The organism is Xylanibacter ruminicola 23, assembly GCF_000025925.1.
Taxonomy (GTDB): domain Bacteria; phylum Bacteroidota; class Bacteroidia; order Bacteroidales; family Bacteroidaceae; genus Prevotella; species Prevotella ruminicola.
The window spans coordinates 3,531,266-3,557,084 of sequence record NC_014033.1 but is presented as its reverse complement, the minus strand read 5'-3'; the positions used below and the strand labels follow the sequence as shown (position 1 = coordinate 3,557,084).

Here is a 25,819-nt window from a genome sequence, read left to right as displayed (position 1 = left end):
TGCGTGGAAAATTACAAATACTTGGTTTTAAACTCCTGCTGCTTAGCAGCAAACTGCGTCTCAAGGGCCTCGATACGGGCAAACACATCCTTGGGATCGTCGTAAACCACTTTTTCGCGAACCACTTCCTTGTACTTATTAAAGGTCAGGTCGTAGTCGTTCTGACGGATTTCATCCACAGGCACCAAGAAACTCTGGTCCTTTCGTGTGCGATCGGTCTCGGCATCCAAATGCTGCCAACGCTGCAGCAGATCGGGGATATCATCGTCGCTGCAAGGTGTGCGCTTGGCATTGAGCGTAAAGCCATCGCCACGCATCTCGTAGAACCACACCTTATCCGTACCACCAGCATCGGTTTTGGTAAACACCAGGATGGCGGTAGAAACGCCGCTATATGGCTGGAACACACCAGCAGGCATAGAGATAACGGCACGTAAGCATTGCTTATCAACCAGCTCCTTACGGATGGCCATGTGGGCCTTATCGTTACCAAACAGCACGCCATCGGGTACTACCGAGAAACATCGGCCACCCACCTTAAGCGAGCGTACAAACAGCGCCACAAACAGCAGTTCGGTAGCGTTGGTATTGGCTATAGAGAGCAGACTCTTGCTGATAGTGCCTTTAAGCACTTTACCCGAGAATGGCGGATTGGCCACACAGAGTGTATAGCGGCTCTGATCGGTATTATCCTCCGACAGCGAGTCCTGATACTTGATATTGGGCGAAGGGATACCATGCAGCAGCATGTTCATCGCACCGATACGCAACATAGTCTGGTCGGTATCAAAACCGTTGAACATGGTAGAATAATAGCGTTTACGCACATCCTCGTTCGACTGGATTACAGCACGATTCTGGTCGTATATCTGCTTGGCAGCCTCCATGATGAATCCTGCGCTACCCATCGCAGGGTCGCAAATCACATCATCGATCTTAGGCTCGGCCATCGTAATGATCATTCGGATGATGTGGCGAGGGGTACGGAACTGTCCATTCTGGCCTTTCTCCGACATGCGCGCCAGCATATACTCATACACATCGCCCATTGTGTCGGCATCTTCCATATCCAGCAGGTCGATATCATCTACCACGGACTGCAGTACATCTGCCTTAGGAATGCTGAACACAGCATCCTGCATATAGCGACTATAAGCCGAACCACTCTCTTTTCCAATGCCCTTGATAAACACAAACACATTATTACGCACGTGGTGCAACATATTCTGAGCCGAGAAGCTCTTGAATACCGACCAGCGCAATTCCTCGTAAGGTACCTCTTGGTTGGTTTCAGGGTTGGTCCACTTCTGCCCTTTCTTAAACAAAGGGTCTTCGAGTTCGTAACCAAACTCGATAGCGTTACTCTCCTCGCGTCGCTGCTTGTCATCCAGCAACTTGATGAAAAACAGATATGTAAGTTGTTCAAGGATTGTAACGGGCACGGTGATTCCACCTGCCCATAGCGTATCCCAAATTTTATCTATACGGCTTTTTGCGTCGCCGGTTATAGTCGAAGAATTCTGGTTCTGGTTACTTGCCATCTTATCTATTTTTAATTATCACTGCAAAAATAACACAAAAAAACGAACTACGCAAACACAACCTTAGTTTTATCCGCATTTAAAGCGATTTTTCGCTTAAATGAGATAGTTACACCATCATAAACAGCCGAAACATCAACACCTTTGGCAATCAAGGTATCGATAAGCACACTATCATGCAGCCCGCGAAGTGAAGTCCAAGCCCGGCTGCCAACCTGCTTGTTGAACTCAGCAACCAGTGATTTGTTGCACTCTTCAACCAAATCGTCGAGAGTATATTCAGTAAAGGGGTTTCTGAAACATCTATTCAGAACTCTATATCTTAATAATACTTGCTTATCTACGGGCATATCCACTAATTGTTGATTTGCTTGCAAAGATAGCACAAATCTTTGATTCGACCAAATTTTGTAGAGATTTCTGTGTGACAATTGTTACAGTTACAGTTTTTTAGGCGAGCAAATATGCAAAAAGAAAGAAATATTTACAAAAACAAATTACTATATATAATATATATTATATATAGTAAAATTTTAGTTGTTAGTTTTTAGGGCTCATTAAAGAAACTGTAACTGTCACTACTGTAACACTTACAGCACCTTGGAGATTTTAACAATTCATTAACAGTTGATATTTCATAGTATGACGAAAATTTCGTACCTTTGCATTGTCAAGATAAAGATGGAGATGACGCTCCCACACGAGGAAAAAGATTCTCCCACGTGCATTAAGAAAATCTGCCACGTGAGGCCGCAAAACCAACATCGGAGTTGAGACATTAAACATTAAAGATTAAACATTAAAAATTATTTTACAACAACACAAAAATTAAACTAGAATTATGGCATTGAAAGTTAAAGCACAGGAAAAGTTGCAGAAGATTGGCAAGTATGAGGGCACTTATCGCTACATCATGATGCCTGAGTTGTACACCTCACTCTCTCAGGACAAGGTGATTAAGGAGGCTGCTCTGCGCAGCGGCGTTAGCAAAGGCATTATGCAGGCCTGCTGGGATGCTGCTGGCGAGGTGATTAAGGCGTGGGCCACTGAGGGTCACTCGGTTGCGCTGCCAGGTTTGGGAACCATGCGATTCGGTATCCGCGCCAAGAGTGTAGCCAAGGTAGATGAGGTGAAAGCCGGACTGGTAACCAGTCGCCGCATTATCTTCACCCCTGCGGTGGATCTGAAGGAGGAGCTGGCAGGCACAGCCATCCAGATTACCTGCTACGACCGCGATGGTAAGGAGATTAAGCGTGTGACCTCGACAGACCCAGGTACGGTTGAGGATCCCGACGAGCCAAGCAATGGCGGTGGCAATACCGGTGGAAACACTGGTGGCAATACCGGTGGCGGCGGAAATCATAACGAGCCGATTGGAGACTAAAGGGTTGGGGCGAAAGCCCCACCCTAACATTAAACATTAAAGATTAAACATTCTTGCGTCCCTTCGGTAGCAAGCGCCACCCTACGGGATGTCGAGCGAAACATGAAACATTAAAGATTAAAGATTATGAGCAAGAAGGAGACATTAAAGTTCATCGTGCAGATGATTGCTAGTATCGCTACGGCGATAGTGACGGCGCTGGGAGCCACATCGTGCGTTGGCACGTTGTAACATGAAACATTAAACATGAAACATTAAACATTAAATGAATTAAAAAGTCGTAACGGAGTGATGCCGTTGCGATTTTTTTTGTACCTTTGCACCCGAAAATGAGAAAAGGGTTTATCATAGCATTGCTGTGTTGTGCTGCTTGCGCCCAGGCGCAGGAGGAACAACGGATAACCGCCGAGCAGGTGCTGGCGGAGATGGACTCGCCTACATTTGTACCAACCGTAAAGGTGGGAAAAGTGCTGCACGAGGGCGACAGCATACAATACATGGAGATGAACAATGTGTATGTGTACCCGCAACTGACATTTAAAAACAAAAAACAGGCCCAGCAGTACATGCGACTGGTGAACAACGTGAAGAAAGTGCTGCCTATAGCCAAAGAGGCACGCATGATGCTGATTGAAACCACCGAATACCTGGAAACGCTGCAAACAGACCAGGAAAAGGCGGAACACATGAAGCGCGTAGAAGCCGACATATTTAAAACCTACAAACCCAAAATGAAAAAACTGACCTACAGCCAAGGTAAGCTGCTGATAAAACTGATTGACCGAGAATGCCACTCGAGCAGCTACGATATGATTAAAGCCTTTATGGGACCCCTGAGAGCGGGATTCTGGCAGGTGTTTGCCTGGGGCTTTGGTGCCAGCCTGAAAAAGGAGTACGACGCAAAGGGCGTGGACCGACTGACCGAACGCGTGGTGCTGATGGTGGAGAGTGGGCAGATTTAAACTAAGAAAATTGCTAATATATTTTGCAGTTTAATAATAAATGTATATCTTTGCACTCGAAATAAAAGAATTTTTGTGTGGAAAAAACTGAGTTTACTCTTTTAAATAAGATCCAGACACCTGATGATTTGAGAAAACTAAAGGTGGATGAATTGCCACAGGTTTGCGACGAACTGCGACGCGACATCATTGAAGAAGTGGCAGTGAACCCTGGACACTTAGCCTCGAGTTTGGGTGTGGCCGAAATTACGGTTGCACTACATTACGTATATAACACCCCCGAAGACAGAATAGTTTGGGACGTGGGACACCAGGCTTACGGACATAAGATTCTGACTGGCCGTAAAGACCGATTCTGCACCAACCGTAAGTTGGGCGGAATTAAGCCTTTCCCATCGCCCGAAGAGAGCGAGTACGACACCTTTGCCTGCGGACACGCCAGCAACTCGGTATCGGCAGCCTTGGGTATGGCCGTAGCAGCTGAACTGGAGGGCAAGCACAACCGCCATGTGGTGGCTGTGATTGGCGACGGTGCACTGAGCGGCGGACTGGCTTTTGAGGGACTGAACAATGTTTCGAGCAGCCCTAACAACCTGCTGATCATACTGAACGATAACAACATGAGTATCGACCGCAGTGTGGGCGGCATGAAGCAGTATCTGCTGAACCTGAGCACCAACGAGACGTATAACGCCATTAAGTTTAAGACGGCACGCTGGTTTAACCGTCACGGTATGCTGAACGACGACCGCAAGAAAGGCCTGATACGACTGACAAACGCCATGAAGAGCGCCATCAGTCACCAGCAGAACATTTTTGACGGTATGAACATACAGTACTTCGGACCGTTTGACGGACACAACGTGAAGGAACTGGTGCGCATACTGAGTCAGCTGAAGAATATGACCGGACCCAAACTGCTGCACCTGCACACCAAGAAGGGACATGGCTATGCACCTGCCGAGAAGGATGTGACGGTATGGCACGCACCGGGCAAGTTTAACCCCGACACTGGTGAGCGCCTGGTGGACAACGACCCCACCAAGCCACAGAAATACCAGGATGTATTCGGACACACGCTGCTGGAACTGGCTAAGCAGAACCCAAAGATTGTGGGTGTGACTCCTGCGATGCCCAGCGGCTGCTCGATGAACATCATGATGAAAGAGATGCCCGAACGCACGTTTGACGTGGGTATAGCCGAGGGACACGCCGTGACATTCAGCGGCGGTATGGCCAAAGATGGACTGCTGCCCTTCTGCAATATCTACAGCGCCTTTGCGCAGCGTGCATTCGACAATATTATACACGACGTGGCACTGCTGAACCTGAACGTGGTGTTCTGCTTTGACCGCTCGGGACTGGTGGGCGAGGATGGTGCCACACACCATGGTGCCTTTGACCTGGCTGCCCTGCGCCCCATACCAAACCTGACGATTAGCTCGCCACTGGATGAGCACGAGCTGCGACGACTGATGTACACCGCCCAGCTGCCTAACAAGGGTCCGTTCGTGATACGCTATCCACGTGGTGGCGGCGAGCTGCAGGACTGGCGATGCCCACTGGAGGAGATAAAGGTGGGTACCGGACGTAAACTGCACGACGGCGACGACATAGCTGTACTGAGCATTGGCCCGATTGGCAATAATGTCACCAGAGCGATAGAACAATTGTCAATTATCAATTGTCAATTATCAATTGCACACTACGACATGCGATTCCTCAAACCGATTGATGAATCGATTCTGGAAGAGGTAGGCAAGAAGTTTAAGAAGGTGATTACCGTTGAGAACGGTGTACGCCAAGGCGGACTGGGTAGCGCTGTGCTGGAGTGGATGAACGATCACGGTTACGCACCAAAGGTGACACGACTGGGACTGCCCGACAACTTTGTGGAGCACGGCACCGTAAAGGAGCTGCAGCACATTGTGGGCATTGACGAAGAAGGCATTAAGAAAGCTATTTTGGAGGCATGAAAATTGTGATAGTAGGTGCAGGCGCCGTAGGTACTCACCTGTCGAAATTGCTGTCGAGAGAACATCAGGACTGTATTCTGATTGATGACGACGAGGAGCGACTGGCTAAAATGAGCGAGTACGACGTGATGACGTATTGCGCATCGCCAACCAGCATTAGAGCTCTGAAAGAGGCCGGTGTGCCTAATGCCGACCTGTTTGTGGGCGTAACACCCGAAGAGAGCACGAACATTAACGCCTGCATACTGGCACACGCCTTGGGCGCCAAGAAAACCGTAGCACGTATTGATAACTACGAGTACCTGGCACCCAGCTTACAACCCTTTTTTAAGAACTTAGGACTTGACTCGCTAATTTACCCCGAGGTACTGGCGGCCATTGATATCAACAACGGCTTAAAGCTATCGTGGGTGCGCCAGCGCTGGGATGTACACGACGGTGCACTGACCATGCTGGGCATCAAGCTGAGAGAGCAGGCCGAGATACTGAACCAGCCGCTGAAGGACCTGTGCGGCCCCGACGACCCGTACCACATTGTGGCTATTAAGCGCGGAGGCGACACGATTATACCAAGCGGTATGGACGAACTGAGAGTGGGCGACCTGGCCTACTTTATGACTACCAAGGAGTATATACCTTACATACGCAAGATAGTAGGTAAGGAGCACTATACCGACGTGAAGAACGTGATTATGATGGGCGGCGGCAAAACCACCGTACGTGCGGCGCTGACCACACCCGACTACATGCACGTGAAGATTATTGAGAAGGATGCCAAGCGCTGCGAGAAGCTGAACGAGCTGCTGGAGAACCAGGACACGATGGTGATACACGGCGACGGACGCGACTTGGGACTGCTGGAAGAGGAGGGCATCAGAAATACACAGGCCTTTGTGGCGCTGACCGAGAATGCCGAGACCAACATTCTGGCTTGTTTGACTGCCAAGAAGATGGGCGTGCGCAAAACAGTAGCGATGGTGGAGAATCTGGACTACGTGAGCATGGCCGAAAGTCTGGATATCGGTACGATTATCAATAAAAAGACCATCGCCGCCAGCCATATCTACCAGATGCTGTTGGATGCCGACGTGAACAACCTGCGATCGCTGATGATGGTGGACAGCGAGGTGGCTGAGTTTACGGCTGCCGAGGATTCGAAGGTAACCAAGAAACCGGTTAAGGACTTAGGACTGCCATTTGGTGTGACCATTGGCGGACTGGTGCGCGACGGGCGCGGTATGCTGGTAAATGGTAACTCGCAGATTGAGGCGGGCGACTCGGTGATGGTGTTCTGTCATGAACAGAAACTGAACAACATAGAAAAGTACTTCAAGAAGAATGCGATATGGTAAACTTCCGTATCATCAGTAAAATCATAGGCTCGCTGCTGCTCATAGAGGCATTGTTTATGTCGCTATGCGCACTGGTGGCTTTCTCGTATCACGAGGACGACCTGATGGCATTCCTGATATCGCTGCTGATAACCTTTGGCAGCGGTTTTACGTTTATGTATATGGGACGTAACGCAGACAACAGTCTGAGCCGTAGAGACGCTTACCTGCTGGTAACGGCCGCCTGGCTGGTGTTCTCGGTATTCGGCATGTTTCCGTTTCTGACCCACGGCTGTATTACCAACATTACCGACGCTTTTTTTGAATCAACATCGGGCTTTACCACTACGGGCGCCTCGATTATCGACGATGTGGAGATACTGCCACACGGCATATTATTCTGGCGATCACTCACCCAGTGGATTGGCGGATTGGGAATCGTATTCTTTACCATCGCCATCCTGCCATCGTTGGTGGGTGGTAGTGTAAAGGTGTTTGCCGCCGAGGCTACAGGCCCCATCAAGGCCAAGATGCACCCACGACTAACCACAACTGCCAAATGGATCTGGAGTATTTACCTGATACTAACGCTGGCCTGCGTATTATCGTACTGTGCTGCAGGCATGAACTGGTTTGAGGCACTGAACTACGCCATGACCACTACAGCAACGGGCGGCTTTGCGATACACAACGAGAGCACGGAGTACTTCCACTCGCCTACCATCGACTATATCTCGATTACATTCCAATTCCTGTCGGGCATCAACTTCACCTTATTATATTTAAGCATTGTAAAAATGCGACTGAAGGCGCTGCTGACCAACTCGGAATTCAAGCTGTACGTAAGCGTGGTGATAGGTGCAACACTGTGGATTATGTACCTGCTGCTGACACGTATGGGCTACGACTTAGAGCATGCCTTCCGTGCTGCATTGTTCCAGGTGGTATCGTTTATCACCACCACGGGTATGTTTAACGAGGATGCGGGTACCTGGCCACATATCACCTGGGTGATATTGGGTGTGGTAATGTACTTAGGTGCCTGTGCAGGTAGTACCAGCGGTGGCTTTAAGTGTATCAGAGGCGTGATGCTGCTAAAAGTGGTACGTAATAACTTCCGCCAGATACTGCACCCCAATGCTGTGCTGCCTGTAAAGATTAACGGCATGAGTATTCCACAATCAAAACTGGTGGCACTGTTTGCCTTTTTCACGCTCACCATGCTGATGACATTAGTAACGGCCACCATTATGATTGTGGCTGGCATTGATAACACCAACGCCATTACCATAGCCCTGAGCTGTGTGAGCAACGTAGGCCCAACACTGGGCACGCAGATAGGACCGGTGATGTCGTGGTCGATACTGCCCGAATACATAAAGTGGATTCTGTGTCCGTTGATGCTGATGGGACGTCTGGAGATTATGACGGTGCTGGTACTGTTTACACGTACCTTCTGGAAAGAAAATTAAACTAACACTAATATAGCTATGATTAAATTTGAACCGCTGCTGAAGCAGACACTGTGGGGAGGCGACAAGATTATCCCCTTTAAGCATTTAAACGACACCCTGGAGAATGTAGGCGAGAGCTGGGAGATTTCGGGTGTAAAGGACAACGAGACCATCGTAAGCGAGGGTGAGTACAAAGGCAAGAGCCTGAACCAACTGGTACGCGAGCTGAAAGATAAGCTGGTGGGCCAGGAGAACTACGAGCGCTTTGGCGACGAGTTTCCCCTGCTGATTAAGTTTATAGATGCCCGTCAGGACCTGAGCATACAGGTACACCCTACCGATGAGATTGCCCACCGACAGGGTAAAACACGCGGCAAAACCGAGATGTGGTATGCCCTTGAGAGTGCCCCAGGTGCACAGCTGTACAACGGACTGAAACAGCAGATTACGCCTGAGCAGTACAAGCAGATGGTTGAGAACGATACGATTACGGATGCGCTGGCACGCTACGAGGTGAACGAGGGCGACGTATTCTTTATTCCAGCCGGCCGCATACACGCCATTGGTGCCGGTTGCTTTGTGGCTGAGATACAGCAGACAAGCGACGTAACCTACCGCATTTACGACTTTAAGCGTAAGGACAAGAACGGCAACTACCGCGAGCTGCACACCGAGCTGGCGGCCGAGAGCATCGACTACACCGTGCTGCCCAACTATCGTGCCGAGTACGAGCGCACCAAGAACGAGGGCGTACAGGTGGCTACATGCCCCTACTTTACCACAGCCATTTACGACTTGACTGAGCCTATGACACTCGATTACACAGAGCTTGACTCGTTTGTAATCCTGATTGCCGTAAAGGGCGAGGGCACCATCAAAGCCAACGGCCAGGAGACAACCTTCCGCATGGGTGACACCATCCTGCAGCCCGCCACTACCGCCGAAGTAAAAGTATCTGGCGAAGTAAAATTCTTAGAGACGTTCGTTTAATTATTTTTGGCACGGATTAACACGGCTCTCTTTTAGAGAGACGCTGCTTTTTCGTTAACAACAGCCGTGTCTTTATTTATAAAGCCGTGTTAATCCGTGCCTAAATAATTATGGATGTCGGACTGCAGGCGTTGGAATTGCTCGCAACTCATGTAGCCCGTGTTTTTCTTAAGCATCGTTTTAATGTCCTGCAGCGAGTTTTCGTAGCAGGACATTTCGTTTCGCTTCTGCGTACGATGGGCAGAGGCGTGATAGATTTCGTTCTGGCGCTCCTGGCGTAACAGATTGCACACCTTTGACAGGATGGGCGACACAACGGTGTCGAACAAATGATGACCCTGTATATAAAGATAGGTGGTTTGCGGCGTTACGCCTAAAGCACGGATATCGTCCTTGGTACGCAGATACTCATCTTTGGCATCGGGGAACTGGCGCTGCAGATCGTTGATCTTGGTGCGCACCTTACGCTTCACGTTGTTGATAGAGGCTGCGGGATTCTGCACACTGAAACCGCCCGGATCGGCAATACGACAGAAGTCGGTGATAGAGAACCGTGAGTAATTGCCATTGCGATACACCATGACACTCCACACAAAAAGTGGGAAGATGGCCTCGGAGAACTGCTGGAAGTAATCGCGGAAATCGAAGATGCGATGATCGTTGAGCGTTACCGACACGCATACATTATGCAGCGAAGGGGCGTAACACTGAAAATTCTCGATGGCATACACGTAGGTGTGGAACACGTACGGACTGTTCAGGATGCGCTGCGACTGATGGGTGCGACCCTGCATCAGGTAGTCGTAATCGGCATCTACGCAGGCAATCATATCGCGTCCCAATGGCTCGCCCTCGAGGAAGTTCATCAGTACGGATTTCTTGCCGCGTGTGAGATTGATTTTTGAGGGCAGCATCACCTCGAAGTAGCGCTTATCGTTCTCGAACTCGCTGAGAACGGTGCGCCAGAAGTAGATATCATCGTAGCTCTCGACATAGGCCACTATCCTACGTCGCGCCTTTTTAGAGGTGAGCGCATTGGCCGCCTCGAAATACTTGCTATTCAGATTATCTTTTAATCTACTTCCCATTCTTCATTTATTTGCAACGGACAACAGGACTTTACGATTTTCCTTATTCCTAAAGTCGTGTAGTCCGCTGCTAAATTATACTGTTATATCGCTTACTTCGGTAACGGCATCAACCCAACCATTCATGACGATGGCGGGCGAATGGGTGGTGAGGATAATCTGTACGTTAGGGTTAAGTTCGACACAGAGATCGACCAGACGCTTCTGCCATTCGAGATGGAGCGACACCTCGGGTTCGTCCATAAACAGCACGTAAGGCTGGTTGTCCTCGACCAGCACGGTGAGCAGGATGATGAGCATCTGCTTCTCGCCGCTCGACAACTGATAGGGCAGCAGCACCTCGCCTATCTGGGTGAAGCGCAGTTCGTTCTCGGTACGGATAATCTTTTTGCCCGTTTCGCGGAACAGGTCATCTACAATGTCCTGGAAACGTGACTTTTTTTGTGAAAGCTGCTGAGCGGCATCGGTATCGCCGCTCTGCAGTTTTTCGATAATGCGATTGCCTATGTTTACCTGATAATCAAGGTACTTGCGCTGCAGGTTGTAGAGCTGGATATCGAGCAGCGAACCGCCACCAACACCAGCCAATGCCGAAAAGGCCTGACGGAGGAATCCCTCGCCCTCGGCCAATGCCTGCTGCAGGTTGGTATCGAGCGAACGAATCATGTCGTAACGAATCCACTTGGCATCCTCGGGCACCACATCCAAGTGAACACCCTTGAGCATGTGCGAGGGGAACTCGCCACCTGCAATCAAACCCTTTACCACCTTATTCAGGATGGTACTTTTGCCCTGACCGTTAGTACCACTGAGGATGTTAACCTGACGGTTAAGCTCCCACACAATATGTTTCTTCCCGCTCCAAAGCGAGTCGATCTCGATGCGTTTAATGTAATCGGCGTATTTAGGCATAGGCAATGGATTTTATAAAAAGTTTTGTTATTCTTAGTGCTACTTACTTAAAAGCAGGGCGCGATTCGCCTGGGTGCCATATATCGGAAACGGCAAGTTCAAAAACAAGATTGCTATATCCAGGAACGCTTCCATCTCGATTGCCAGATTCTCCATAAGCAAGCTGATAGGGGATATAAACCATCCAATGGTCGCCTTTCTTCATATGCTGCAGGGCTGTGCAGAATCCCTCGCTCCACAAAGTGTTTATTGTACCCGACGCTGTGACAACTGGATTCCAACTAGCGCATGCCTTTCGCATAGCAGATTTTGACCAATCGAAATCGCCCAAGAACGACTGATCGAACACATAACCCTTCTCGTACGTCTTTGATGGAATCAATCTACCGCGATAGGTATAGAACACAGAGTCGGTGAAAAGTGCTGTTTCGGTGCCACTTCCCTCCTCCAGCACATCTACGTAGATGTAGTCGGCATCGGTAATACTGGGATTTGTGGTATCCTTTGTGTAGGTCAGGATTTTCTTGTAGTTTGGATTAGAAACTACCTGATTAAAGTAGGACTCGTTCTTCTGTTTCCAGTTGTCGAACTCTCCCTCTTCGGTCTCATCTTCGGTGCACGATGATACCATTCCCACAAGTGGGAACAGTATCAAAGCGAGCCATATGTATTTTAAATTCTTCATTGTTTACTGAAGCTTCTTAAGCAGACTGGCGATGCTTACCTTATCCTCGATGATTGAGTTAAGATCGCTGATGTTTACACGCTCCTGCTCCATAGTGTCGCGGAAACGCAGAGTTACCTTACCATCGGTGAGGGTGTCGTGATCGACAGTTACGCAGTAAGGAGTACCAATGGCATCCTGACGACGATAACGCTTACCGATAGAATCCTTCTCGTCGTACTGACAGTTGAAGTGGAACTTGAGCTGGTCGATAATCTCGCGTGCCTTCTCGGGCAGACCGTCCTTCTTAACCAGAGGCATAACAGCGCACTTAACTGGTGCGAGGGCTGCGGGCAACTTGAGTACGGTACGAGTCTCGCCATTCTCGAGCTTCTCCTCCTCGAAAGCGTGGCACATGATGCTGAGGAACATACGATCGACACCGATAGAAGTCTCGATAACGTATGGAGTATAACTCTCGTTGGTCTGAGGATCGAAGTACTTGATGCTCTTACCAGAGAACTTCTCGTGCTGGCTCAGGTCGAAATTGGTACGAGAGTGGATACCCTCAACCTCCTTGAAGCCGAATGGCATCTTGAACTCGATATCGGTAGCTGCATTAGCATAGTGAGCCAACTTTTCGTGGTCGTGGAAACGATAGTTCTCGGCGCCGAAGCCCAGAGCCTGGTGCCACTTCATACGGGTTTCCTTCCACTTGGGGAACCACTCGAGCTCGGTACCAGGAGCTACAAAAAACTGCATCTCCATCTGCTCGAACTCACGCATACGGAAGATGAACTGACGGGCTACAATCTCGTTACGGAAAGCCTTACCAATCTGAGCGATACCGAAAGGAATCTTCATACGACCGGTCTTCTGCACGTTCAGGTAGTTTACGAAGATACCCTGAGCAGTCTCAGGACGCAGGTAAACCTTCATCGAAGCATCGGCGCTGGCACCCATCTCGGTAGCGAACATCAGGTTGAACTGACGAACGTCGGTCCAGTTCTTGGTACCGCTGATAGGATCAACAATCTCCTCGTCGAGGATAATCTGCTTCAGAGCCTCGAGATCGGGACCCTGCATAGCCTCGGCATAACGGGCGTGCAGATTGTCGCGCTTCTCCTTAGTCTCCTTTACGCGCTCGCTGGTTTCCATATACTTTGCCTCGTCGAAGCTGTCGCCAAAACGCTTGCGGGCCTTCTCAACCTCCTTCTGGATCTTCTCGTCGTACTTGGCAATCTGATCCTCGATGAGTACATCGGCGCGGTAACGCTTCTTTGAGTCGCGGTTGTCAATCAAGGGATCGTTGAAAGCATCAACGTGACCTGATGCCTTCCAAATGGTGGGGTGCATAAAGATGGCACTATCGATACCAACGATGTTCTCGTGAAGCATCGTCATAGCCTTCCACCAATACTGCTTAATGTTATTCTTCAACTCTACACCGTTCTGACCGTAATCGTAAACGGCTCCTAAACCATCGTAAATCTCACTTGAGGGGAATACAAAGCCATACTCCTTACAGTGGCTCACGATCTTCTTAAATACATCTTCTTGTGCCATCTCTATTTACAATTTGACAATTTACTATAATATAATTTGGCTGCAAAGTTACACAAATAAATTGATAATTGAGAATTGAAAGTTGATAATTAACATAAAATCATAGAAAATCCCCGCCTTTTGGCGAGGATTAATCTCTATTAATTAAACAGATAACGAATAGTAAACATAATCTGATACGTTGACTGCAGACCGAGGAAATCGGAATAGGTGTGCAGGTGGCGCTCGCCATTAACGGTGTTATAGGTGTATTGACCCTTGCTATAAGAGAGCAGCGACGTTTCGGTAACCTGCTTGTAAAGTCCCCACTTCTTGTTAAGGAAATTGGGCAGGTTGAGGATATCGACACCTAACTGCAGGGTGTGCTTGGTTTTACCGCAGAGGAGACTCATATCATGCTCGAACTTAAAGTCGATCTGATGGTGCCAAGGCATCTTAGCGCCACCACGCTCGGCATACTTACCGGTGCGATGCTTCAGATAATCGTCCTGCTGGATATAGGCCCAGAAATCGTCGCGCTGCATCTGGGCGGTATATACCTGATGGTTAGCGCCGTAGGTACTCTCGGCAAAGTCCCAGCTGTCGAGTTCCTGGCGCGAGGCGGGCACATAAATCAGGTTGGCAGGCGCCAAGGCGTCGCTGTTAACATTGGCCGAGAAGATATAGCTGTAACGGCTGAAGGCATACTCGGTAAGGAAACCATACTGGTAGCCATCGTAAACCAACGAGAAGTGCGAGGTGTTGTTCTTTCCCTCGTTGAGTGTGTAGCTGGCCGAGAGCAGCAAGCGGTTAGGAGCCACGTAGGTGGCGTAACCCAGCTCGTTATCATTAACGGCATTAACCGAGTTGCGGTAGTTGTTATAGGCCGATGCCACCTGGTTGCCGATACCATCGGTATAGGTCTTGGCCCTTGAGATGGTGTAGCTGGCCGAGAGATCGAGACCAAAGTCGAACTTCTTACGCAACTGGGCGCTGAGCGACATATAGTAGGCCTTATGACCTGCATTCTCGAGCACATAAGCGGAAGAGTTGGCATCGTAATACGACATCTTATGGCGCACATCGCCGTGACCTAAGTCGATAGTAGAAGTGCCATCCCAGTAGATGTCGCGATTGGCCACTACTACGGGGTTGATATCGCGGTTATAGATACCCTCGATGGTAAAGTCGATATCGCCAGGCAGCTTGGCATCGAGTGCCAACGAGGTTTTCCACGTTTTGGGCATACGCAGGTTATCGCTCAGGATAGTGGCGCTGCTGGGCACCGAAATCTTGCTCTGAGCACCTATCTGCTGCAGCATATTCTGCTGACTGGTGGTAAAGGTAGGAATAATACCCTTGGTTTGCGAGGCAATATACGAGGTTTGTCCCATACCTGAGTTGCCTACAGCCGAGATGAGCCAAACAAACGGCAGGCGACCGATGAAGAGGCCCGAACCACCACGCAGTATCAGGTTACGATTGCCGGTGATATCCCAGTTGAAGCCCACACGCGGCGATACCGAGATGCTGGCATTTGGCACGTTATCGGTGCGGAAATGCTCGCCACCAAAGCTAATCTTATAATACTCCTCGTTGAAATTATCCTTCAGACTGGGATAAGACGGCAGCTCGAAACGCAGACCAAGCGACATGCGGAAACGATCGGAGAGGCTCATGTTGTCCTGCAGATAGAGCGACCACTGGTTGGTGCTCATCTTAGCCAAAAAATGATCGTGATTGTCGCCATTGCCATAGGTGATACCAAACAAGCGGGTGTGATCTACTGCGAAAATCGGCCCCCAGTCGTTGTTTACGATGGCCTTATCTATCTCGTCCTGACTGGCCTGGAAGGCATAATAGCCGGCACCTGCCTGAGCATAGCCGTTGGCAGCCCAGTTGTGCTCGTACTGCAAACCGCCAAACAGGTTGTGCTTACCCAACTGGATATTGATTTCGTCGGTAATCACGGTAGTCTTGGTTTTGGCCACATTGCCATAAGTAAACAAATCGCCGGTAAGCGCCCAGTAAGGATAATGGCCCTGACCATCGCTCATCACAATCTCAACCACAGGTACATCAACACCATACTCGTTGCTACGGGGCTGGTCCTGATACGAGTAGGTGCCACGCAGGGTGTTATGCAGCTTACCGAACTTGCTATTGAGCTCGGCAGCCACCGAAGTGAAGCGGAACTCGGTCATATAACGGCTTGAGAGCGACGACATACCATAATCGGTATTGCCGCCATACGAGTTCTGGTTGCCACCATAGATAATAGAGGTGCGATTGCTACCGATACTACGCGATGCCGAAGCGGGGTTGGCCTCCTTACGGTTCGACTTGGTGAAGCGCACATTAAACTTATGATCGTCGTTGATGTTCCAGTCGATACGGGCCAGAATACGGTAGGCGGGCGTTTTCAGGTTATAATTCTGCCAAGGACCTGTGGTAATACCATAAGCGTTCTGCATGTAGGTGGACAGACTCTCGAGCTCGGCCAACTTGGGGCGACGATTCGTGGCCGAATAGGGCTGGTCGCTGCGGTTATAAGCCATCACGGCTGGGCCAGCCGTCACATTATCCTCGTACTCGCCGTTAAGGAAGAAGAAGAGCTTATCCTGGATAATCGGTCCGCCAAAGCTCAAGCCAAAGGTGCTGTTATGCCCCTTGGATACGGGCAACCGGTCGTTACGAATCTTCTTACCCTTCAGGTCGGAACTGGTCAGGAAGGTATAGGCCATACCCTTAAAGGTGTTGGTACCACTCTTGGTAACCGCATTCACACCACCGCCAGTAAAACCACTCTGACGCACATCGTAAGGCGTAACCGAAACGGTCATCTGATCGAGTGCCTCGAGCGAGATGGGAGTGCCGCCACCAGGCAGCGGACTGGGTTCCATTCCGAACGAATCGTTGAACGAGGCACCATCGATGGTGACATACGACTGGCGGTAGTTTCCACCACCAATAGCCATACCGCTGGCCGAGCTCGACTGTGGCGTCATCTTCATGATATCCAGCATAGAACGACCGATATTAGGCACAGCAGCCATCTGGTTAGCGTTCAGGCTGGTTACAGCGCCACTACGGTCGCTACGCATAGTGTTGTTGGCCTTAGCTGTTACCACAATCTCCTGAATCATCTCTGAGCCCTCGCTCAGCGTGGCATCAACCACAGCATTCTGACCCAGGGCCAACTGGATATCGGTAAAACGCGATGTCTGGAAACCGATATACGATATTTCAACCTCGTAAGGTCCGCCCGCCTTCATGCCTGTAATCGTGTAGTGACCATCGATATTGGTAACACCACGATAGATAGAGCCCGAAGGCACATGCTTGGCCGTAACGGTAGCACCGATAGCCTCTTCGCCATCAGCCATCACCACACCTGTAATACCAGATGTAGTAACCTGAGCCATAACAGAAAGCGATATTGTCAAAAGTACAAATAGTAATGTAGAAAGTCTTTTCATCTTCAACCAGTTAAATTGTTCCACTTGCGGGGCAAAGATACAAAATAAAACAATATGATGCAAGTTTTTTTGACATAAAAACCACAAAAAATGAAAAGTACCTAGAAAACATTTGCGTTCCAGGTACTTTTCAATTGAAATCTAAGTACTTTTCAAATAGTAGCTTAAAGGCCCCAAGCAGAAATGATGTCTTCGCTCTTCGTAGCCTCTAACTGTTCCTCGACATCGTCGGGCAGGTTACAGAAGAAATCGATACCTGTTTTCTGCTCCAGATCGTCGATGCTTACTACATAGCCTTTCAGGGCATCGTTCGAATGGTCTTCGTTCAGATGCTCGGCCCAGAAGCCTAACATACGTACGGGGCCAGAAGCGTTCTTAAACAACAGCGCCATGAAGAAGTACTTGGGCACGACATGATTGTTGATTGTCTTGCCAAGAATCTGATCGGCCTTATCGATGGTACCACCTTTACAGATAAAAATGGTGTCGCCATCGCCCAACTTCTGAGCCCAGCTGTTTACCTGCAGCTCCATCTTCTGCCAAAGCTTACCATTAAACTTACCTACCATTGGCAGAATGTTAGTCATGTAGAAAGTCTGCTCGTTAGCATCCTTGGTATAAAGGCGGTCGTTTGAAGGACAAACGTGACCCTTTTCGTAATAATCCTTAGAACCAGGATAATAGCTCTTGCTGAGCTCGCTATAGGTGGCCTGCTGATCGCTCGTAGCTACATCGGGATCGTAGTTCCAGGGATCACCATCAGGCCAAAGCGACTTACGGGTATTACCGTTCTTGGCAGCGTTGCGCTTGTTCATATCGTAACAAGTCCAGCGCTGAGCACGGATATTACTATCCCACTCTACCGAATAGGTTACGCCATAATCCTTGGTAGTATGGGTAATAACCTTTGAATCGGTACGAGCCTTAGGCATTTCCAAACGAGCCAGATAGGCATTCTCAGAAGCATCGTTCTTATTAGCATTGCCTACTGTAGGAGTTGGTGTAGGTGTAGGCGTTGGATCGGGAGTAGGATTAGGACCATCGCTACTACTGCTACCACCACCGCAAGCAACAAATGCAAAGACTGCTAAAGAATAAAACATCTTATTCATACTTATCGAATTTAAAAGCGCCAAAATGTCGCTATCCACAACATTTTGGCGCGTTAGTTTTGAGCTTTATCTAATTTTTACTCAGCTTTCTCGTGAGAGAAGTAGATACCACCATTAACCTGAGGAGTATCCTTGTAGGTTGACTTAACACCGATAACGGTGAGCTTGTCGCCTACTGCGATACCCAGATTCTTGATAGCGCCCTTACGGTTATCACCGGTAGCACCCCATCCAGGATATGTGCCATATACATACAGGCGGTTGGTACCATCTGTGATGTACAGGTTACCATAAGTATCGTTGGCAATCTCGTCGATAGTACCAGATACTCTATAGTAAACATTAGCAGCATCCTCCTTAGCCAGGAACTCGGCGATTGAAACCTCAGTTACCTTGATTGACTTCTCGAACTGACCACCAGTCATCTGGGCAGTTCCCTTGTACTCGCCACGCTTACCTACGAGAGTAATAACATCACCCCCCTTCAGGCCAAGCTTCTCGAAGTCGCCCTTAGAACCTACGCCATAAACGTAAGTCTCGCCAGAGTAGTCCTTAATGTAGATGTTACCATAAGATGCATTAGCAATCTTGGTGATAACACCAGTGAGGCGGAACTGAGTATTACCTACAGCAGCAGCCAGGAAGTCGGCAATGCTGCACTCAACGATAGCACCCTTCTGAGAAATAGTAGCCTGTGAGCTGTACTCCTTAGAACCATCGGTGGTCTTGAAGGTAACAGTTGTCTCACGGTCGCCACCCTCGTTAGCCTTAGCATAGAAGGTAACAGTTGGGTTAGTACCTACTGTTGAAGAGGTAACACCCAGCCAATCCTTAGCGTCGGCAGGAATCTCAACAGCTACGCCAGTACCCTTGCAGGTGAGGTGAGCAGTGATCTCGCCACCAGCTACAGGCAGCTCAGTAGCCTTAACGCCACCAACTGTGAGAGAATCAACCTTGATGAGTGACTTAACAATCTTAACAACAGTTACGTCAACCAGCTCTACAGTACCATTATAAGTAGTCTTTGGACCCTGAACAGTAATCTGGTCGCCTACCTCGAGGCCCCAGCTGCTGAAGTTCTTGGTGCTACCCTTAGAGTCGAGTGTACCATAGATGTAAACCTCACCAGTACCATCGTTCAAGTACCAGTTACCATAAGTGGTATTTACAATGCTGGTAACAGTACCAGTTACCTGATAAGTCTTAGAGTCGGGACCAGCCAGAACCTCAGCACAAGTAGCAGGGCTGATAGTTACAACACCCTGAATGATGTTGACGATCTGAGTCTCGTCGCCACAGTTAAGCTTTACTGAACCGCTACGACCCTCGCCAGCGTCGGCCGAGAAAGTGATAGTACCGTTACCTGTACCAGAGGCAGGCGAAACGGTGAGCCAGTTGGGAACCTCAGTAACAGTCCAGCTACCATTGGTGGTTACATCGATAGAGGCAGAACCACCAGCAGTGTTCAGAGCTACATACGACTGAGAAACGCGAATTCCCTCAAGATAGGTAGCATCCTTACCGTCAGAACAGCTTGTGAATACAGCTGCTACAACTGCTACGAGAGACGGAATGAAATATTTAAGTTTCATATTAATCTTACCTTAATTAATTAGTTGAAATAATACTTGATACCTACAGAAGCGTACCAGCACTGACCGATAGCGTAGTTGGTAGTCCAAGTCTGAGTATTACCGCTGATAGAAGAAGGTGTAGAGAAGGTTGCATAACCCTGTGCATCAACGCCCTCGTACTTCAGGATCTTAGCCTCGCTACCAATCTCAGGATTCAGGTGCTTAGCAACACCCCAAGAAGAGTTGAAGAAGTTAAGAACGTTCTTCATATCGAAGGTGAGCTGCAGCATGTGCTTAGTCTGACCTACGTTGAACTTGAAGTCGTGCTTGTAACCGAAGTCGATGCGGTGTACCCATGGAGAGTAAACGCTGTAAGCCTCGGCGTAAGTACCCTGATGCTTGCTCAGGTAGCTATCCTTATGAACATAGTCCATGAAGCGAGTCAGGTCGTCCTGAGTCTTGAAGCGGAAGTCGCCTGTACCAACACCTACCTGATCATCTGTTGGGATATAGATAGCGTCGTAGTTGTAACCGTCGCCGTTCATATCGTTAACAGTTGTGTAAGAGTAGTTGTAGCCACCACGATATGCCTCGTAGATGAAGTTATAGTGGTTACCGCACTTATCGTGGATAGTAGCAGAAGCGATCAGACGATCAGGAGTTACATACTGAGAGTTGTGCAACTTGATGTTGTTTGGACCCTCGTAAGTAGGAACGTATGTGAAGGCAGACTCAGCAGCCGAACCAGGCATACCGGTAACCTCCTTAGATACAGTGTGAGTATAAGCAGCCATCAAGCTAATCCAATCAGCAGGCTGAGCGTTCAGAGTAACGTTAGCACTCCAACCGTAACCCTTGCTGGTGTTCTCGAGCACGAATGCCTTTGTACCGCTGCGGAAATCATCGGGGAAGATAGGACGGTTGTCGGCACCGTTGAAGCGAGCGAAACCACCTACGTTCTTAATGCTCCAGTCAGAGATTGACACAGCATTGATAGTCTTGTTGTAGATACCCTCAACAGAAACTGAGAATGGGAAGTCAACAGGCAGCTGATAGTCGATAGCAACAGAAGTCTTCCATACCTAAGGCATCTTGAACTTAGGATCTACACCGTTAACAGCTGAAGGAACAGTTCCGTCCTCAGGCTTAACAGTTGTAGGATAGCCCAGGCTCTGCAGCTTAGCAATCATATCGCTAACCTTGGTCATAGGACCACCAGCGAACACGTCCATAGAGAAGCCCTTCTTGGCAGCGTTCTTCTCGTTGATCTGTGCCTGATACTGAACCAGACCACCGTTGGTTGGCATGTTGGTGAAGAATACCAAAGGCAGACGACCAGAGAAAAGACCAGTACCACCACGAACCTTCAGACTCTTGTCACCGAATACATCGTAGGTGAAGCCGAGACGTGGAGAGAAGGTGATGCTGTTCTTAGGCCACTTACCGGTATCGATGTGACGACCGTTGTAGTCGAGGTTCAGAATAGCAGCGTTAGTCATCAGGTCGCTGTTGTTGAAGAACAGACCGTCAACACGCAGACCGTATGTGAGCTTCAGCTTATTGTTAACGTTCCACTCATCCTGAGCATAGATACCAGGACGGTTGAACTGTACGCGAGCTGCAGGAGCAGCCTCACCATCGTAACCGTAAGTCAAGCAGAATACCTCAGGTGTGCTGTTGAACAGCATATCTGGCTGCAGTACACCGCCTACATACATATCGTCGGTGATGTTGTAGCGATAGTAACCAGAACCATTACGCATGTACTGGTTGTCGGCCATCTGATGCTCGAAGGTAATACCAGCCATAATCTTGTGGTCGCCCATATAATAGGTAACATCATCCTTGATGTTCCAGATAGTGTTATGAACGGCGTTGTTCCAAGTAAACAGCTCGTAACCGAGAGCCATATAGTTATCGCCATCGCGAGTGATATCGATGAATGGGAACTCAGCAGAGTTAGTGCCACGAACGTCGTCGAGCTTAGAGATAGTAGCCAGGAACTGGTTCGACAGGTTGTCGGTCAGACGGCTGTTCAAATCCAATGACCAAGAGTGAACGAGGTTCTCCATTGAGTACATTGAGTTAGCGAACGACATTGAAGTCTGTGACATACGGTAAGAAGCCATACGAGTACCACCGTCCATAGAAGTACCGTTAGGCGAGTTCCAGATATTATTCTTTGTATAGTTATAGCGCAAAGCCAGGTGATGACGATCGGTGATGTTCCAGTCCAAACGAGCCATCAGCTTGTAGTTGCTCTCATCAGCAGGGAAGCTGGTCCATGAACCGGTATCATAACCATACTTGCTGGCCATGTACTTAGAAACAGCCTCAAGATCCTTGTTAGTAGTACGAGAGATGTAGTTGTCGGCATCGGCCTTACCATCATCTGAACCCTTCCAACGGTTAACGATTGAAGGAATCTTGATCATTTCACCGTTTACGAAGAAGAAGAGCTTGTTCTTAATGATTGGACCACCCAGTGTGAAACCGTAAGTAGTAGTCTGAGCCTTCTCACGAGCGCCCTGGATCTGCTGACGATTTACAGCGTCACCCTGCATGTTCTCGTTCTTGTGGTAAACATAAGCACTACCCTTGAAGGTGTTAGTACCCGACTTGGTAATAGCGTTTACACCACCACCGATGAAGTTGGTCTGACGAACATCGTATGGAGAGATAACAACCTGCAACTCCTCGATAGCATCGATAGAGATTGGGTTACCACCACCAGGCAACTTGTCAGAAAGACCGAAGTTGTTGTTGAAGTTAGCACCATCAACGGTGAAGTTAGCGTTACGACCATCGCTACCAGCGAAGCTCATGCCGTTACCTCCGTAAGGAGACAGACGTGTTACATCTGTAATAGAACGGCTAACGGTTGGCAGGTTTGTGATCTGCGTACTGTTAATGTTAGTAGCAGCACCCGTCTTCTCAGCAGCAAACTTTGAAGCCTTACCGCTTACAACAACCTCTGCAAGCTCGGTAGCATCCTCGGTGAGGAATACATTCAGGTTGTAGGTTTCAGCCAGCTGGAGGGTAATACCCTTGACGGTTTTGGGCTGGAAACCAATGTAAGAGATGGTCACTGCGTAAGGACCACCAGTACGCATACCATTGATCGAGAAACGACCTGTGGTATTAGTTACTGCTGTGTAACGAGTACCAGAGGGCTCGTGTACAGCCACAACTGTAGCACCGATGACTTCCTCGCCATTCGCTGTGTCGAGGGTCACCTTTCCAGCCATACTTGAAGTTGTGATTTGTGCCATCAATGTTAACGAGAAAGTTAACATTAAAGCAACCAGAAAGAGCAATCTTTTCTGCATAAACTAGAACTGTTTTAATTAATTAAATGAGCGGATATAATCCGGATTGTTTAAATTTCGGTGCAAAGATATGAAAAAAAATCCGATTTAAAGTTATAAATCGGCTATTTTTTAAAAAATTGGTAAAATTTGTTGCGTAACGTTATGCTTCGTCGTCGAAGTCCTCGTATTCAAAGTCCTCGATATCTTCGATATCATCCTCGTCGATGTACTCGATATCCTCGTCCTCGCCCTCGTCGGCAAGCTCCTGAGCAAAACGGCTCATATCCTTGTCGCGATGTACCAGCGAATCCTCCGAGGTGATGACGTTAAGCTTGTTGCTTTCGGCATTCAACTCGTTCCAAAGCACATCCTTGAGTTCGTCGAGACCATAACCCGTTACGGCTGAAATGAATACCACAGGCAGATCCTGAGGCAGGGTTTCCTTCAGCATCTCAACCAACTCCTCATCAAGCAGGTCGCACTTGGTAACGGCCAGCACACGATGCTTGTCGAGCATCTCGGGATTGAACTGCTGAAGTTCGTTGAGCAGAATCTCATACTCACGCTTGATATCATCGGTATCACCTGGTACCATGAACAGCAGGAGCGAGTTGCGCTCAATATGTCGTAAGAATCTAAGTCCCAAGCCCTTACCTTCAGAGGCACCTTCGATAATACCAGGAATATCGGCCATCACAAACGACTTGTTGTCGCGATAACCTACGATACCCAGCGAAGGCTCCATCGTAGTAAATGGGTAATTGGCAATCTTGGGCTTAGCATTTGACAGCGATGAGACCAGGGTAGATTTTCCTGCATTAGGAAAACCTACCAAGCCCACATCAGCTAAAAGTTTCAATTCAAGAATAATAGTCATCTCCTGCATGGGCTCACCAGGCTGCGCATAACGGGGCGCCTGATTGGTGGCTGTGCGGAACTGGAAGTTACCCAATCCGCCACGACCGCCCTTAAGCAGCATGACTTCCTGACCATCGTATGTAACATCGCAGACGTACTTACCGGTTTCGGCATTATACACCACGGTACCACAAGGCACATCAATGTAAACATCCTTTCCGTCGGTACCATGACACTTGTCGCGACCGCCATTTCCACCGTGCTCGGCAAAAATATGGCGCTCGTACTTTAAGTGGAGCAAAGTCCAGTAGTTATGGTTTCCACGCAGAATAATGCTTCCGCCTTTTCCACCATCACCACCATCAGGACCGCCATTGGGATTATACTTTACATGGCGCAAGTGCATACTGCCCTTACCACCCTTTCCAGAGCGGCAGTAAATCTTTACGTAGTCTACGAAATTACTCTCCATTTAGATATTGTCAATAACCTGGCAAATGTCTGCAAAAATGCGGTCGAGCTCACCCAGACCGTCGATGTGATAGTGAACACCCTCCTGCTTGTACCACTCGATAAGTGGCATTGTCTGAGAGTGGTAAACCACGAGACGCTTCTTGATGGTCTCCTCATTATCGTCGGCACGGCCGCTCTGCTGACCACGCAGAATGAGGCGCTTCATCAGCTCGTCCTCGGGAACATCGAGCTCGATCATAGCAGCAACCTTGTCGCCACGCTCGTCGAGCATCTTCTTCAGGGCCTCGGCCTGTGGGATGGTGCGGGGGAAACCATCGAAGATAACACCCTTGCTATCACGTCCGAAGCTATCGTAAACCGAAGCGAGAATGCTTACCATCAGATCGTCGGGGATCAGCTGTCCCTTCTCGATATAGCTGGCAGCAGTCTTACCCAGCTCGGTACCATTCTTAATTTCACCACGAAGTACATCACCAGTTGAAATGTGGTTCAAACCGTACTTCTCAATCATCTTATCACTCTGTGTTCCCTTACCTGAACCGGGAGCACCAAAAATAACGATATTCTTCATTATCCTGATATTTAGTTTAATTTAAGTTACTTACTCGATAATGGTGTATACATCTTTCAGTCCGCGACCCTGCTGATCGTAATCAAGTCCGTAACCCAGGATAAAGTCGTCAGGAATGCTGAAGGCAACATACTCGGGGTTAATTTTCTCCTTCAGCTTGCTGGGCTTGAAGAAAAGGGTGCAGATATGAATAGATGCGGGATTACGTGTGCCTAACGACTCAATCATCTGCTTCATGGTGAGTCCGCTCTCCACAATATCCTCTACAATAATCACCGTACGATTGGTCAAGTCTTCGTTGATACCGAACACCTCCTTGATTTTACCAGTAGAAGTGGTACCCTGATAAGAGGCCAGCTTAACAAACGAAATCTCGCAAGGAATAGTCATCTCGCGCATCAGATCGGCAGCAAACATAAAAGCGCCATTCAGCACACCTAACAACAGAGGATTCTTGCCCTCCATATCCTTACTAATCTGCTGTGCAACAGCCTTTACACGCTCCTTAATCTCAGCCTCCGTAATGGAGATCTTGAACGACTTGTCCTTTATCTTTACGATACTCATACGCTGAAAGAATTAAAAATTTGTGC

At 48.7% G+C, this 25,819-nt stretch carries 19 protein-coding genes and 1 pseudogene; 7 read left to right on the top strand and 13 right to left on the bottom strand.

The features are described 5' to 3' along the window. Positions 1–11 precede the first annotated feature (11 nt). Together PRU_RS14810 and PRU_RS14805 are read right to left on the bottom strand one after the other, a co-directional pair. Positions 12–1,541 (bottom strand): type I restriction-modification system subunit M, encoded by a 1,530-nt coding sequence (locus tag PRU_RS14810; protein WP_013064263.1) that lies wholly within the window; start codon positions 1,539–1,541, stop codon positions 12–14. A gap of 47 nt (positions 1,542–1,588) precedes the next feature. Then, complete coding sequence (locus tag PRU_RS14805; RefSeq protein WP_143040097.1) at positions 1,589–1,918, bottom strand: hypothetical protein; 330 nt, start codon at positions 1,916–1,918, stop codon at positions 1,589–1,591. A gap of 464 nt (positions 1,919–2,382) precedes the next feature. Between PRU_RS14805 and PRU_RS14800 the strand changes: the two genes are divergently transcribed. From PRU_RS14800 to PRU_RS14775, 7 genes are all read left to right on the top strand, one after another. After that, a complete protein-coding gene (locus tag PRU_RS14800; RefSeq protein WP_013063648.1) occupies positions 2,383–2,925 on the top strand; it encodes an HU family DNA-binding protein in 543 nt (180 codons plus the stop codon). Positions 2,926–3,051: 126 nt separating this feature from the next. After that, the gene (locus PRU_RS16210) at positions 3,052–3,156 is read left to right on the top strand and encodes a smalltalk protein (protein ID WP_013065065.1); all 105 of its coding nucleotides are present in this window, start codon (positions 3,052–3,054) and stop codon (positions 3,154–3,156) included. 194 nt (positions 3,157–3,350) lie between these two features. After that, positions 3,351–3,887, top strand: coding sequence for a DUF4294 domain-containing protein (locus PRU_RS14795; protein WP_013064610.1), 537 nt, complete (start codon positions 3,351–3,353; stop codon positions 3,885–3,887). Positions 3,888–3,964: 77 nt separating this feature from the next. Next, positions 3,965–5,863 carry a 1-deoxy-D-xylulose-5-phosphate synthase gene (dxs, locus tag PRU_RS14790; protein ID WP_013064005.1) on the top strand — a complete coding sequence of 633 codons (1,899 nt, stop codon included), beginning with the start codon at positions 3,965–3,967 and terminating at the stop codon, positions 5,861–5,863. Further along, on the top strand, positions 5,860–7,215 hold the full coding sequence (trkA, locus tag PRU_RS14785; protein WP_013065411.1) for a Trk system potassium transporter TrkA: 1,356 nt from the start codon (positions 5,860–5,862) through the stop codon (positions 7,213–7,215). The genes dxs and trkA overlap by 4 nt, the downstream gene beginning before the upstream one ends. Further along, positions 7,209–8,666, top strand: a complete 1,458-nt coding sequence (locus tag PRU_RS14780) for a TrkH family potassium uptake protein (protein ID WP_013063436.1) — start codon at positions 7,209–7,211, stop codon at positions 8,664–8,666. Before trkA ends, PRU_RS14780 begins: the two co-directional genes overlap by 7 nt. Before the next feature lie 18 nt (positions 8,667–8,684). Next, positions 8,685–9,638: a type I phosphomannose isomerase catalytic subunit gene (locus PRU_RS14775; RefSeq protein ID WP_013064340.1), complete on the top strand. Its 954-nt coding sequence runs from the start codon at positions 8,685–8,687 to the stop codon at positions 9,636–9,638. 89 nt (positions 9,639–9,727) lie between these two features. Here PRU_RS14775 and PRU_RS14770 read toward each other — a convergent pair whose 3' ends face one another. The 11 genes and pseudogenes from PRU_RS14770 to hpt form a co-directional block, all read right to left on the bottom strand. After that, positions 9,728–10,726 carry a DUF4435 domain-containing protein gene (locus tag PRU_RS14770; protein WP_013064467.1) on the bottom strand — a complete coding sequence of 333 codons (999 nt, stop codon included), beginning with the start codon at positions 10,724–10,726 and terminating at the stop codon, positions 9,728–9,730. Between the two features lie 75 nt (positions 10,727–10,801). Continuing rightward, entirely contained in the window at positions 10,802–11,638 is an 837-nt protein-coding gene (locus PRU_RS14765; protein WP_041386415.1) for an AAA family ATPase, read from the bottom strand. A 43-nt stretch (positions 11,639–11,681) separates the two neighbouring features. Next, positions 11,682–12,323 carry an FKBP-type peptidyl-prolyl cis-trans isomerase gene (locus PRU_RS14760; RefSeq protein WP_013063259.1) on the bottom strand — a complete coding sequence of 214 codons (642 nt, stop codon included), beginning with the start codon at positions 12,321–12,323 and terminating at the stop codon, positions 11,682–11,684. A 3-nt stretch (positions 12,324–12,326) separates the two neighbouring features. Further along, positions 12,327–13,868, bottom strand: coding sequence for a glycine--tRNA ligase (locus PRU_RS14755; RefSeq protein ID WP_013063866.1), 1,542 nt, complete (start codon positions 13,866–13,868; stop codon positions 12,327–12,329). Between the two features lie 140 nt (positions 13,869–14,008). After that, a complete protein-coding gene (locus PRU_RS14750; RefSeq protein ID WP_049769199.1) occupies positions 14,009–17,272 on the bottom strand; it encodes a TonB-dependent receptor in 3,264 nt (1,087 codons plus the stop codon). A 218-nt stretch (positions 17,273–17,490) separates the two neighbouring features. After that, on the bottom strand, positions 17,491–18,438 hold the full coding sequence (locus PRU_RS14745) for a DNA/RNA non-specific endonuclease (RefSeq protein ID WP_041386410.1): 948 nt from the start codon (positions 18,436–18,438) through the stop codon (positions 17,491–17,493). A gap of 77 nt (positions 18,439–18,515) precedes the next feature. Continuing rightward, positions 18,516–20,030 carry a BACON domain-containing protein gene (locus PRU_RS14740; protein WP_013065084.1) on the bottom strand — a complete coding sequence of 505 codons (1,515 nt, stop codon included), beginning with the start codon at positions 20,028–20,030 and terminating at the stop codon, positions 18,516–18,518. Between the two features lie 20 nt (positions 20,031–20,050). Next, positions 20,051–23,341 (bottom strand): annotated as a pseudogene (locus PRU_RS14735) (TonB-dependent receptor). A gap of 142 nt (positions 23,342–23,483) precedes the next feature. After that, the gene (gene obgE, locus PRU_RS14730) at positions 23,484–24,653 is read right to left on the bottom strand and encodes a GTPase ObgE (RefSeq protein ID WP_013064968.1); all 1,170 of its coding nucleotides are present in this window, start codon (positions 24,651–24,653) and stop codon (positions 23,484–23,486) included. Next, on the bottom strand, positions 24,654–25,226 hold the full coding sequence (locus PRU_RS14725; RefSeq protein ID WP_013063890.1) for an adenylate kinase: 573 nt from the start codon (positions 25,224–25,226) through the stop codon (positions 24,654–24,656). Positions 25,227–25,256: 30 nt separating this feature from the next. Beyond that, entirely contained in the window at positions 25,257–25,793 is a 537-nt protein-coding gene (hpt, locus tag PRU_RS14720; protein WP_013062998.1) for a hypoxanthine phosphoribosyltransferase, read from the bottom strand. Between the last annotated feature and the right edge of the window lie 26 nt (positions 25,794–25,819).

Bases quoted from the DNA above. Each gene is read 5' to 3' on its own strand.
- PRU_RS14780 (WP_013063436.1), top strand. From the start codon at position 7,209: ATGGTAAACTTCCGTATCATCAGTAAAATCATAGGCTCGCTGCTGCTC.
- PRU_RS14775 (WP_013064340.1), top strand. From the start codon at position 8,685: ATGATTAAATTTGAACCGCTGCTGAAGCAGACACTGTGGGGAGGCGAC.
- hpt (WP_013062998.1), bottom strand. From the start codon at position 25,793: ATGAGTATCGTAAAGATAAAGGACAAGTCGTTCAAGATCTCCATTACG.
- PRU_RS14755 (WP_013063866.1), bottom strand. From the start codon at position 13,868: ATGGCACAAGAAGATGTATTTAAGAAGATCGTGAGCCACTGTAAGGAG.
- PRU_RS16210 (WP_013065065.1), top strand. From the start codon at position 3,052: ATGAGCAAGAAGGAGACATTAAAGTTCATCGTGCAGATGATTGCTAGT.
- PRU_RS14765 (WP_041386415.1), bottom strand. From the start codon at position 11,638: ATGCCTAAATACGCCGATTACATTAAACGCATCGAGATCGACTCGCTT.
- PRU_RS14725 (WP_013063890.1), bottom strand. From the start codon at position 25,226: ATGAAGAATATCGTTATTTTTGGTGCTCCCGGTTCAGGTAAGGGAACA.
- PRU_RS14795 (WP_013064610.1), top strand. From the start codon at position 3,351: ATGGACTCGCCTACATTTGTACCAACCGTAAAGGTGGGAAAAGTGCTG.
- PRU_RS14740 (WP_013065084.1), bottom strand. From the start codon at position 20,030: ATGAAACTTAAATATTTCATTCCGTCTCTCGTAGCAGTTGTAGCAGCT.
- PRU_RS14745 (WP_041386410.1), bottom strand. From the start codon at position 18,438: ATGAATAAGATGTTTTATTCTTTAGCAGTCTTTGCATTTGTTGCTTGC.
- PRU_RS14760 (WP_013063259.1), bottom strand. From the start codon at position 12,323: ATGAAGAATTTAAAATACATATGGCTCGCTTTGATACTGTTCCCACTT.
- PRU_RS14810 (WP_013064263.1), bottom strand. From the start codon at position 1,541: ATGGCAAGTAACCAGAACCAGAATTCTTCGACTATAACCGGCGACGCA.
- PRU_RS14770 (WP_013064467.1), bottom strand. From the start codon at position 10,726: ATGGGAAGTAGATTAAAAGATAATCTGAATAGCAAGTATTTCGAGGCG.
- obgE (WP_013064968.1), bottom strand. From the start codon at position 24,653: ATGGAGAGTAATTTCGTAGACTACGTAAAGATTTACTGCCGCTCTGGA.
- PRU_RS14800 (WP_013063648.1), top strand. From the start codon at position 2,383: ATGGCATTGAAAGTTAAAGCACAGGAAAAGTTGCAGAAGATTGGCAAG.
- trkA (WP_013065411.1), top strand. From the start codon at position 5,860: ATGAAAATTGTGATAGTAGGTGCAGGCGCCGTAGGTACTCACCTGTCG.
- PRU_RS14750 (WP_049769199.1), bottom strand. From the start codon at position 17,272: ATGGCTCAGGTTACTACATCTGGTATTACAGGTGTGGTGATGGCTGAT.